This is a genomic window from Pseudonocardia nigra (assembly GCF_019396355.1).
Lineage (GTDB): Bacteria > Actinomycetota > Actinomycetes > Mycobacteriales > Pseudonocardiaceae > Pseudonocardia > Pseudonocardia nigra.
Window position 1 is genome coordinate 40610 of sequence record NZ_JAHKRK010000031.1, and the last position, 11401, is coordinate 52010.

Genomic DNA, 11401 nt, shown 5'->3' on the forward strand with positions numbered 1-11401 from the left:
GAGATGCGCGTCCGCGCACCGCGGCCGTCGAGAAGGGCGCGCTCGCGGCGATCGTCCCGCGCGCCCGAGTCCCGTCCCGCCCGTCACCCCGGTTGCGTCCCCTCCCTCCCGGGTGTAGGCCCGTGGCACGGGACACATGAGGAGGAGCGCATGAGTGGCAACAAGATCGTCGTCTACAAGGAGCCGGGTGTCGTCGCGGTCGAGGACCATGACGCCCCGAAGCTCGAGGTACCCGCCGAGGTCGCCGACGCGATGGGGATGAGCCGCAAGGCCGAGCACGGCGTGATCCTGCGGTGCGTCTCCACCAACATCTGCGGCTCGGACCAGCACATGGTGCGCGGGCGCACCACCGCCCCGCCCGGGCAGACGCTCGGCCACGAGATCACCGGTGAGGTGGTGGAGAAGGGCAGCGACGTGCAGTTCGTCGACGTCGGCGACATCTGCTCGGTGCCGTTCAACATCGCCTGCGGCCGGTGCCGCAACTGCCGCGAGGGCCACACCGGCATCTGCCTCAACGTCAACCCCGGCCGCGCGGGGTCCGCCTACGGGTACGTGGACATGGGCGGCTGGGAGGGCGGCCAGGCCGAGTACGTGATGGTGCCGTTCGCCGACTTCAACCTGTTGAAGTTCCCCGACCGCGAGCAGGCGCTGGAGAAGATCCTCGACCTGACGATGCTGTCGGACATCTTCCCCACCGGCTACCACGGCGCCTACACCGCCGGCGTGACGACCGGCTCCACGGTGTACGTGGCGGGCGCCGGGCCGGTCGGGCTGGCCGCGGCCTACTCCGCGCACCTGCTCGGGGCCGCCGTCGTCATCGTCGGCGACCTCAACGCCGACCGCCTCGCCCAGGCCCGCTCGTTCGGCTGCGAGACCGTCGACATCTCCCAGGACGCCACCCTGGAGGACCAGATCGCGCAGATCCTCGGCACGAACGAGGTCGACTGCGCCGTCGACGCGGTGGGCTTCGAGGCCACCGGGCACGGCTCGGCCGGCGGCGAGGCGCCCGCCGCCGTCCTCAACTCCGTGATGGCGGTGACGCGGGCGGGCGGACGGCTCGGCATCCCCGGCCTCTACGTCACCGGCGACCCCGGCGCGTCGGACGAGGACGCCCGGGAGGGGACGCTCAAGGTGCGCCTGGGTCTGGGCTGGGCGAAGAGCCACTCGTTCGCCACGGGCCAGTGCCCGGTGCTGAGGTACAACCGGAGGCTGATGATGAGCATCCTGCACGACAAGGCGCACATCGCCGACGCGGTGAACGCCACCGTCATCGGGCTGGACGACGCCCCGCGCGGCTACCGGGAGTTCGACGAGGGCGCGGCCCGCAAGTACGTGCTGGACCCGCACGGAATGGTCGCCCGCGCGGCGTAGCGCGCGCTAGGGCAGCAGGACCGGCAGCCCGATCGCCGCGTCCACGGCGATCGCGGCGAACAGCACGCAGAGGTACATGTTCGACAGGTGGAACAGGCGCATCGGCCGCGCCTCGCGGCCGGCGACGACCCCGCGGTGCAGCCGGTGGGCCTGGAACACGAACCACGCCCCGCCCAGCACCGCCACCGAGGCGTAGATCCACGAGGTGGCGGGCGCCAGCAGCAGCGTCCAGGCCGCCATCACCCACGAGTAGGCGACGATCCGGCGGGAGACCTGCACGGGGGTGGCGACCACCGGGAGCATCGGCACGCCTGCCGCGGCGTAGTCGTCGCGGTAGCGCATGGCGAGCGCCCAGAAGTGCGGGGGCGTCCAGAAGAAGATGACTCCGAACATCACCAGCGCGGGCCACTCCACGGTGCCGGTGACGGCGGCCCACCCGATCACCACGGGCATGCAGCCCGCCGCGCCGCCCCAGACGATGTTCTGCGAGGTGCGGCGCTTGAGCAGCAGCGTGTAGACGAGCACGTAGAACGCGATCGCCGCGACGGCCAGGCCGGCGGCGAGCCAGTTCGTGGTGAGCCCCAGCCACACCGAGCTGACCGCGCCGAGCACCAGGCCGAAGACGAGCGCGTGCCGGGTGGGGACCTGGCCCTTCGCCAGCGGCCGCCGCGCCGTCCGCTTCATGACCGCGTCGATGTCGGCGTCGACGACGCAGTTCAGCGCGTGGGCACTCGCCGCGGCCATCGCACCACCCAGCAGGGTGGCGATGATCAGCCAGACGGACGGCACGCCGCGTTCGGCGAGGAATATCGCAGGCACCGTGACGACGAGCAGCTGCTCGATGATGCGGGTCTTGGTGAGCCCCAGGTAGGCCCGCACGGTGTCACGGGCCCGGTCCAGCGCACCCCGGGACCGGGGGGCGGGCGGCACCGGTGTCGCCCCGTGCTGGGCTGTCCGCTTCCTGGACAGGGGCACAGTCACCGGCAACCTCTTATCCGCGTGTGGTGGGGAGCGCCTTACAGCGTTCTTTCTACGGCTTGTCGATGGTAGCCCGGGGCATACGGCAACGCGTCCGCGGGTAGCCGCCACATGACGCACGAGCGGAGATCAGTGCGCGCCTCGTACCCGGCTAGGCTGGCCCGCAGAGCCGGACGCGTCGAGGCGTGCCGCTGCCGCCCCTACCCGACATGACGAGGGAAGTTCTGTGGCCGACAACGAGATCGAGGCCCTCACCCGGGCCAGCGTGCCCGACGACTGGAGCGACCTGGACCGGCGGGCGGTCGACACCGTCCGGGTGCTGGCCGCGGATGCGGTGCAGAAGGTCGGCAACGGTCACCCCGGCACGGCGATGAGCCTGGCGCCGCTGGCGTACACGCTGTTCCAGCGCGTGATGCGCCACGACCCCGCCGACGCCGAGTGGATCGGCCGCGACCGGTTCGTGCTGTCGGCGGGGCACTCCAGCCTCACGCTCTACATCCAGCTGTTCCTGTCCGGCTACGGGCTGGAGCTCGACGACCTCAAGGCGCTGCGCACCTGGGGCTCCAAGACCCCGGGTCACCCGGAGCACCGCCACACCCCCGGCGTGGAGATCACCACCGGTCCGCTCGGCCAGGGGCTCGCCTCCGCGGTCGGCATGGCGATGGGCGCCCGCCGCGAGCGCGGCCTGTTCGACCCGGACGCCGCGCCGGGTGAGAGCCCCTTCGACCACCAGATCTACGTGATCGCCTCCGACGGTGACATCGAGGAGGGCGTCACCTCGGAGGCGTCCTCGCTCGCCGGGCACCAGCAGCTGGGCAACCTCACGGTGATCTACGACGACAACAAGATCTCCATCGAGGACGACACCACGATCGCGCTGTCGGAGGACACCGCGAAGCGGTACGAGGCCTACGGCTGGCACGTGCAGGTCGTCGAGGGTGGGGAGAACGTCACCGGGATCCTCGGCGCGCTCGAGGCCGCCCGTGCGGAGACGAGCCGGCCGTCGTTCATCCTGCTGCGCACCGTCATCGGCTTCCCGGCTCCGGAGAAGATGAACACCGGCAAGGCGCACGGCGCGGCACTGGGCGACGCGGAGGTCGCCGAGGTCAAGAAGATCCTCGGCTTCGACCCGGAGCAGACGTTCCAGGTCGACGACGAGGTGCTGGCGCACGCCCGCAAGGTCGTCGACCGCGGCCGGGAGGCGAAGCAGGCCTGGCAGTCCACCTTCGAGGACTGGACGGGCCGGGAGCCGGAGCGCAAGGAGCTGTTCGACCGGGTGCTCGGGCGCGATCTGCCGGTCGGCTGGGAGAAGGCGCTCCCGAGCTGGGAGCCGGACGCGAAGGGCATCGCCACCCGCAAGGCCTCGGGCGAGGTACTGAACGCCTTGGCGCCGGTGCTGCCCGAGCTGTGGGGCGGCTCGGCCGACCTCGCGGAGAGCAACAACACCACGATGGAGAACGAGGGCTCGTTCGGGCCCGCGTCCACCTCCACCAAGATGTTCAAGGCCACGCCGTACGGCCGCACGCTGCACTTCGGTGTCCGCGAGCACGCGATGGGCTCGATCCTCAACGGCATCGCGCTGCACGGGCCCACTCGCCCGTACGGCGGCACGTTCCTCGTGTTCAGCGACTACATGCGGCCCGCCGTGCGGCTCGCGGCGCTGATGAAGTCGAGCGTCGTCTACGTCTGGACGCACGACTCGATCGGCCTCGGCGAGGACGGCCCGACCCACCAGCCGATCGAGCACCTGGCGGCGCTGCGGGCGATCCCGGGCCTCGCCATGGTCCGCCCGGGCGACGCGAACGAGACCGCGCACGCGTGGCGGGCGGTCCTGGAGCGGCCGGAAGGCCCCAAGGGCCTGGCGCTCACCCGGCAGAACCTGCCCGTGCTCGAGGGCACCTCGGCCGAGGGCGTCGCGCGCGGCGGCTACGTGCTCGCCGACGCCTCGTCGGGCGAGCCGCAGCTGATCCTCATCGCGACGGGGTCGGAACTGCAGATCGCGGCCGAGGCCCGGAAGGTCCTGGAGGCCGACGGCGTTCCCACGAGGGTGGTGTCGATGCCTTGCGTCGAGTGGTTCGACGCGCAGGACGAGGCCTACCGCGAGTCGGTGCTGCCGGCGGCGGTGAAAGCCAGGGTCAGCGTCGAGGCCGGCGTCGCGCAGCCGTGGCACCGGTTCACCGGCGACGCGGGCGAGAACGTCTCCATCGAGCACTTCGGCGCCAGCGCGGACTACCAGACCCTGTTCCGGGAGTTCGGTTTCACCACCGAGAACGTGGTCGCGGCCGCCCGGCGCAGCCTGGCCAACGTCTCCCACTAGGAGGAACGATGAGCAACGAACGACTCGGGCGCCTCGCCGACGCCGGCGTCTCCATCTGGCTCGACGACCTGTCCCGCGAGCGCCTGAACAGCGGCAACCTGCAGGAGCTCATCACCGACAAGCACGTTGTCGGCGTCACCACCAACCCCACGATCTTCGCGGGGGCGCTGTCGAAGGGCGACGCCTACGACGCGCAGGTCCGTGAGCTCGCCGCCCGGGGCGCCTCCGTCCAGGAAGCGGTCCGCGAGATCACCGTGGCCGACGTCCAGCAGGCCTGCGACGTGTTCAGCGGCACCTGGGAGACCACCGGCGGCGTGGACGGGCGCGTCTCGCTGGAGGTCGACCCCGGCCTCGCCCGCGACACGGAGGGCACCGTCGCCGAGGCGCTGGACCTGTGGAAGGCCGTCGACCGGCCGAACCTGTTCGTGAAGATCCCGGCCACCGAGGCCGGTCTGCCGGCGATCACCCGCGCGCTCGCCGAGGGCGTCAGCGTCAACGTCACACTGATCTTCTCGGTGGAGCGCTACCGCGCGGTGATGGGCGCCTACCTCGACGGGCTCGAGCAGGCCGCGGCCAACGGCCAGGAGATCTCCCGGATCGAGTCGGTGGCGAGCTTCTTCGTCTCCCGCGTCGACACCGAGATCGACAAGCGGCTCGAGGCGATCGGCACCGACGAGGCCCGCGCGCTGCTCGGCAAGGCGGGCGTCGCGAACTCCCGGCTCGCCTACGCCGCCTTCCAGGAGGTGTTCACCGGCGCCCGCTGGGACAACCTGGTGAAGCTGGGTGCGAGGCCGCAGCGCCCGCTGTGGGCGTCCACCGGGGTGAAGAACCCCGACTACTCCGACACGCTCTACGTCACCGAGCTCGTCGTCGCCGACACCGTGAACACGATGCCGGAGAAGACGCTGCTGGCCTTCGCCGACCACGGCGAGGTGCACGGCGACCGCGTCACGGGCACCGCGCAGGAGGCCCAGGAGGTGTTCGACGCGCTCGAGCGGGTCGGCGTCGACCTCAGCGACGTGTTCCTCGTCCTGGAGGACGAGGGCGTGGAGAAGTTCGAGAAGTCCTGGTCGGAGCTGGGCGACACCGTCACCGGGCAGCTCGAGCAGGCCCGCTGAGGGCCCGCGGGGAAGACGGGGAGCACTGACCTCGATGGGTGCGCGACCGCTGTCGTCCGACCCGCCGCGGCCGGAGGTCGTCGAACGGCTGATCGGCGAGGCGGTCGCGTCCCGGATCGCCGACCGTGACCCCACGGTCTGGCCCACCGCGGCCCGCCCGGGCTGGGTCGCGGCGGCCCGTGCGGCCCGGCCGCTGGTCGGGGAGATCGAGGGGCTGCGCGAGCGCCACCGCGTCGCGGGGCGGGTGCGGGTCGTCGTCGCCGCGGCCGGCGGCGTGGGGATCGCCGCCGAGGCCCTGGCCGGGGTGGACCCGCAGCTGGGCGCCTCCCGGCTGATCGTGCTCGACACCACCGACCCGGCCCAGGTGGCCGACGCGGTCGCCGGTGACCTGGCCGCCACGGTGCTCGTGGTGTCCGCGCCCGCCGGCGAGGACACCGCGGCGGTCGAGCTGGTGCGCGACACCGTGCACGATGCGCTGCGCGCCGACGGGCTCGACCCGGCCGAGCACACGGTCGTCGTCACGGCCCCGGACGGGCCGCTGCTGCGCTCGGCGGGCCGGGCCACGGTGGTGCTCGGCCCGCCCGACGTCGACGGGCCGTGGGCGGCACTCACCGCGTACGCACTGGTGCCCGCCGGGCTGGCGGGCACCGACGTCGCCGCCGTGCTCGCCGACGCGATCCCGGCGGCCGACGACCTGGCGTCCGACGACCCGGACAACCCCGCGCTGCGGCTGGGCGCGCTGCTCGCGCAGGCCCAGGTCGTGGCGCTCGCCGGGGACGACGCTCCCGGCATGGCCGAGTGGGCGGCGCAGCTCGTGGCGGCCGGCCTGGGCAAGCACGGGCGGGGCCCGCTGCCGGTGGTCGTCGAGGGCCCGGACGCACCGGAGTGGACCGCGGCCGGGGTGCTGGCCGCCGGCCTGGGCGCCGTCCCCGGCGCCGCCGTCGCCGGCACGGGCTCCCCCGCCGCGCAGATGGTGCTCTGGCAGCACGCCACGGCCGTGGCGGCGCACCTGCTGGGCGTCGACCCCACCGACCGCCCCGACGCGGGCGGCACCGGCACCGACATCGACACCGGCACCGGCACCGATGACGGCACCGGCGAGCGGCTCGCCTTCCGCGACGGCGGCATCGACGTCCACGCCGGCTCCTGGCTGCCGTCCGGGACGGCCACGGTCGGCGACGCGCTGCGGGCCCTGCTCGACGGCGGCGCGTGCCTGAGCGTGCACGCCTACCTCGACCGCCTCGAGGACGCCTCGGCGGCCGTGCTGCGGGCCGAGCTGGCCCGGCGCACCGGCCGCGCCGTCGCGTTCGGCTGGGCGCCGCGCTGCCTGCCGGGCACCGGGCAGCGCGACAAGGGCGGGCCCGCGGACACCGTCGTCTGCCAGCTCACGGGCACGGCCGAACCGGACCTGCCACCGGACCTGCCACCGGCGCTCGAGGCCTACCAGCAGGCGCAGGCGCGCACCGACGCCGCGGCGCTCGCCCAGCGCGGACGTCCGGTGCTGCGGTTGCACTTCACCGACCGGGTGGCCGGGCTGGTCACCCTGGCCCGGGCCGTGCAGCAGCTGTAGCGGTGCTGGAAGGATCGTGTGGGAACGGCGGGTGCCCGGGCGTCCCGACCTCTGGCACCACCACCGACGACTGGGAGTGAGATCGATGGGCACCAGCACGATCGGGGCTGCACAATCGGGCTCGGGGCAATCCGACCCGGGTCAGTGGAGCAACCCGCTCCGGGACCCACGCGACAAGCGCCTCCCCCGGATCGCCGGGCCGTCCGGCCTGGTGATCTTCGGGGTCACCGGCGACCTGTCGCGCAAGAAGCTCATGCCGGCGATCTACGACCTGGCCAACCGCGGCCTTCTGCCCCCGGGCTTCGCGCTCACGGGGTTCGCCCGGCGCGACTGGGCCGACCAGGACTTCGGGCAGGTCGTGTACGACGCCGTGCGCAAGTACGCCCGCACCCCGTTCCGCCAGACGGTCTGGGACCGGTTGGCCGAGGGGTTCCGGTTCGTCCCCGGCAGCTTCGACGACGACGACGCGTTCGACCGGCTCGAGCACTGCGTGAAGGAGCTCGACCGGCTCCGCGGCACCAACGGCAACCACGCGTTCTACCTGTCGATCCCGCCGGGCGCGTTCCCGGTGGTGCTCAAGCAGCTGGCCCGGTCCGGCCTGGCCAGCCAGGGCGGCGAGCGCTGGCGCCGGGTGGTGATCGAGAAGCCGTTCGGGCACGACCTGAAGTCGGCGCAGGAGCTGAACACGATCGTCAGCGACGTCTTCCCCGAGGACTCGGTGTTCCGCATCGACCACTACCTCGGCAAGGAGACGGTGCAGAACATCCTGGCGATGCGGTTCGCCAACCAGCTGTTCGAGCCGATCTGGAACAGCCACTACGTCGACAGCGTGCAGATCACGATGGCCGAGGACATCGGCCTGGGCGGGCGCGCCGGGTACTACGACGGCATCGGCGCGGCGCGCGACGTCATCCAGAACCACCTGCTGCAGCTGCTCGCGTTCACCGCCATGGAGGAGCCGGTCTCGTTCTCCTCGAACGAGCTGCGGGCCGAGAAGATCAAGGTGCTGAACGCGACCAAGCTCGTCGGCCCGCTGGACGAGACCACCGCGCGCGGGCAGTACAGCGGTGGCTGGCAGGGCGGCGAGCGCGTGCGCGGGCTCAAGGAGGAGGAGGGCTTCGACCCGAACTCCCGCACCGAGACGTTCGCCGCGATCACCTGCGAGGTCGACACCCGCCGGTGGGCGGGCGTCCCGTTCTACCTGCGCACCGGCAAGCGGCTCGGTCGCCGCGTCACCGAGATCGCCGTGATCTTCAAGCGGGCCCCGCACCTGCCGTTCGACGCGACGATGACCGAGGAGCTCGGGCAGAACGCCTTCGTCGTCCGGGTGCAGCCCGACGAGGGCGTCACGATGCGGTTCGGGTCGAAGGTGCCGGGCAGCCAGATGGAGGTCCGCGACGTCACGATGGACTTCGGCTACGGCACCTCGTTCACCGAGGCGTCACCGGAGGCCTACGAGCGGCTGATCCTCGACGTCCTGCTCGGCGAGCCGTCGCTGTTCCCCGTCAACGAGGAGGTCGAGCGGTCCTGGCAGATCCTCGACCCGGTGCTGGAGCACTGGGCGGCGCAGGAGTCCGGGCCCGACCCCTATCCCGCGGGCAGCTGGGGCCCCGAGTCGGCCAACGCCATGCTCGCCCGCACCGGCCGCACCTGGAGGCGCCCGTGATCGGCCCCGTCGAGCCTGCGAGGCGAGCATGATTGTTGACCTTCCGTCGAGCACCAGCTCCGCGGTCAACAAGAAGATCATCGAGCTGCGCGAGCGCGGCGGCGTGCTCGCGCTGGGCCGCGTGCTGACGCTCGTGATCGTCACCGACGACGGCAGCGACATCGAAGGGGCCATCGAGGCCGCCAACTCGGCCAGCCGTGAGCACCCCTGCCGGGTCATCGTGCTGGCCCGCGGGCAGCGCAAGGCCGCGCCGCGGATGGACGCACAGATCCGCGTCGGCGGCGACGCGGGCGCGAGCGAGGTCATCGTGCTCCGCGGGTACGGCGCGCTCGCCGAGGACCAGGCGGGCGCCGGCATGGTGATGCCGCTGCTGCTGCCCGACGCGCCCGTCGTCGCCTGGTGGCCGGGCGAGGCGCCGGTCGTGCCGTCGCAGGACGCGGTGGGCAGGCTCGCCCAGCGGCGCATCACCGACGCGCTGTCGTCACGCAACCCGCTGCGCTCGTTCGAGCAGCGGCGGACGCACTACGTCGCGGGCGACACCGACCTCACCTGGACCCGGCTGACGTCGTGGCGGGCGCTGCTCGCCACCGCGCTCGACGCCCCGCCGCACGAGCGCGTCACCGGGGCCGTGGTCGCGGGCGAGGCGGTCTCCCCGTCCACCGACCTGCTGGCCGGCTGGCTCGCCGTCCGGCTCGACACGCGGGTGAAGCGCTCCCCCGCCGAGCACGGGCCGGGCCTGGTGTCGGTGCGTCTGGACCGCCCGTCGGGCCCGGTGGAGCTCGTGCGCCCGGACGGCAAGGTGGGCCGGTTGCGCCAGCCCGGCCAGCCGGACCGGCTCGTGGCCCTCTCCCGCCGGGAGGTGCGGGACTGCCTCGCCGAGGAGCTGCGCAGGCTCGACCCCGACGAGATCTACGGGGCCGCGATCGAGGGGGTGGGTCGGCTGGCGCGCGGCCGCACGCCGATCAAGGTGCCGGCGCCGGCGGAGATCGCCTGATGGCGGCTCCCGACATCGCCGTGCACTCCCGGCCGGACGTCCTCGCGGCCGCGGCCGCGGCGCGGTTGCTCACCCGGCTCGTCGACCTGCAGGCGGCCGGCACCGTCCCGAAGATCGTGCTCACCGGCGGCGGCGTCGGGATCGCCCTGCTGGAGCAGATCCGCGAGACCGTCGCCCGCGACGCCGTCGACTGGGGTGAAGTCGAGTTCTACTGGGGCGACGAGCGGTTCCTGCCGCCCGGTGACCCCGAGCGCAACGAGACGCAGGCCCGCGCCGCGCTGCTCGACCACGTGCGCATCGACCCGGCCAAGGTGTTCCCGATGGGTGCCGACACCGGCACCGGCCCGGCGGGCGCCGAGGCGGCCGCCGAGGCCTACGCGGAACTGCTGGCGAGCAAGGCCCGCCCCGAGGACCACGGGCCGGTACCGGCGTTCGACGTGCTGATGCTGGGCATGGGCGGCGAGGGCCACACCGCTTCGGTCTTCCCGCACTCCCCCGCCGTCTACGAGACCGAGCGCTCCGTGGTGGCCGTGCACGGCTGCCCGAAGCCCCCGCCCACCCGGGTGTCGCTCACGCTGCCGGCGATCCGCCGCGCCGCGGAGGTCTGGATCGTCACCACCGGCGAGGCGAAGGCCGCGGCCGTGGCGATGGCACTGTCCGGGGCCGGGGAGGTCGCCGTTCCGGTGGCCGGGGCGCAGGGCAGGCGACGCACCCGGTGGCTGCTCGACCGGGCGGCCGCGGCGAAGCTCCCTCGGGACCTGGTGCCGCCGATCGCCTAGACACCGCCACGTCGCCTACTCGGTCCGCCTGCCGTTGGGTCGTGCGAGCGCGTCCGCGGCAATCCGGCCGACCGTGCAGGGCCATCGGGTCGGAGTGGTCGTGCACCCGCCACAGCTGCCGTTCGGTCGCGAATGGTGTAGGGAAAGAATCTTCCTCGCTCCGCCGGGCTGCGCTGCCACGAATCGGATGGCCATCTCGATGCTCGAGACCCCTTCGTTGCCTGGTGCGGGCTCACCGGGCGTGCTCACCGGGTCGGTTCGCATTGCTTTTCCGTGCCGAGCGCTACTCGCCTGCCGGACACATCTCGCTTCGTGCGGAAGCCTGGAGCAACGGTTCCGCGAACCGGATCCGCCGTCACGCGGTACATCACTCGCGGCCCCTCGAATGCGCAGCGGCCGTGTAGCCACCAACAGTTGTTGAGCACGTATCCCGATCCGATGCCGAGCGGCAGCGTGATGGTGTGACGCTGAATCGCGGCCAGGTAAGCATTCAGCCCGATCTTGAGCGTGACCTCGTGTCGGGGTCAGTGTGATCTTGGCGGCAGTGGCGTGTCGATCACGAATGATCGGCTGGTCTGCGGTGTGATCTTGGGGTGTCCGAGCCGGAG

At 72.8% G+C, this 11401-nt stretch carries 8 protein-coding genes; 7 read left to right on the forward strand and 1 reads right to left on the reverse strand.

Annotated elements, in window-relative coordinates; translation table 11 throughout:
• Positions 1-150 precede the first annotated feature (150 nt).
• Positions 151-1371, forward strand: a complete 1221-nt coding sequence (gene fdhA, locus KME75_RS10920; protein WP_219414476.1) for a formaldehyde dehydrogenase, glutathione-independent — start codon at positions 151-153, stop codon at positions 1369-1371.
• A gap of 6 nt (positions 1372-1377) precedes the next feature.
• Here the strand turns inward: fdhA and KME75_RS10925 are convergent, their stop codons facing one another.
• The gene (locus tag KME75_RS10925) at positions 1378-2301 is read right to left on the reverse strand and encodes a heme o synthase (RefSeq protein ID WP_308282690.1); all 924 of its coding nucleotides are present in this window, start codon (positions 2299-2301) and stop codon (positions 1378-1380) included.
• Positions 2302-2575: 274 nt separating this feature from the next.
• Here KME75_RS10925 and tkt point away from each other — a divergent pair, with 274 nt between their 5' ends.
• The 6 genes from tkt (at position 2576) to pgl (ending at position 10793) form a co-directional block, all read left to right on the forward strand.
• Positions 2576-4666, forward strand: coding sequence for a transketolase (gene tkt, locus KME75_RS10930; protein WP_219414477.1), 2091 nt, complete (start codon positions 2576-2578; stop codon positions 4664-4666).
• Positions 4667-4674: 8 nt separating this feature from the next.
• Positions 4675-5784, forward strand: coding sequence for a transaldolase (tal, locus tag KME75_RS10935; RefSeq protein ID WP_219414478.1), 1110 nt, complete (start codon positions 4675-4677; stop codon positions 5782-5784).
• Positions 5785-5818: 34 nt separating this feature from the next.
• The gene (locus tag KME75_RS10940; protein WP_219414479.1) at positions 5819-7354 is read left to right on the forward strand and encodes a glucose-6-phosphate isomerase; all 1536 of its coding nucleotides are present in this window, start codon (positions 5819-5821) and stop codon (positions 7352-7354) included.
• A gap of 85 nt (positions 7355-7439) precedes the next feature.
• Entirely contained in the window at positions 7440-9020 is a 1581-nt protein-coding gene (gene zwf / locus KME75_RS10945) for a glucose-6-phosphate dehydrogenase (protein ID WP_219414480.1), read from the forward strand.
• A 28-nt stretch (positions 9021-9048) separates the two neighbouring features.
• A complete protein-coding gene (opcA, locus tag KME75_RS10950; RefSeq protein ID WP_219414481.1) occupies positions 9049-10014 on the forward strand; it encodes a glucose-6-phosphate dehydrogenase assembly protein OpcA in 966 nt (321 codons plus the stop codon).
• Positions 10014-10793 carry a 6-phosphogluconolactonase gene (gene pgl / locus KME75_RS10955; protein WP_219414482.1) on the forward strand — a complete coding sequence of 260 codons (780 nt, stop codon included), beginning with the start codon at positions 10014-10016 and terminating at the stop codon, positions 10791-10793. Before opcA ends, pgl begins: the two co-directional genes overlap by 1 nt.
• The last annotated feature ends 608 nt before the right edge of the window (positions 10794-11401 follow it).

Coding starts and splice junctions, on each gene's coding strand:
- fdhA (WP_219414476.1), top strand. CDS start 151: ATGAGTGGCAACAAGATCGTCGTCTACAAGGAGCCGGGTGTCGTCGCG.
- tal (WP_219414478.1), top strand. CDS start 4,675: ATGAGCAACGAACGACTCGGGCGCCTCGCCGACGCCGGCGTCTCCATC.
- KME75_RS10940 (WP_219414479.1), top strand. CDS start 5,819: ATGGGTGCGCGACCGCTGTCGTCCGACCCGCCGCGGCCGGAGGTCGTC.
- zwf (WP_219414480.1), top strand. CDS start 7,440: ATGGGCACCAGCACGATCGGGGCTGCACAATCGGGCTCGGGGCAATCC.
- opcA (WP_219414481.1), top strand. CDS start 9,049: ATGATTGTTGACCTTCCGTCGAGCACCAGCTCCGCGGTCAACAAGAAG.
- pgl (WP_219414482.1), top strand. CDS start 10,014: ATGGCGGCTCCCGACATCGCCGTGCACTCCCGGCCGGACGTCCTCGCG.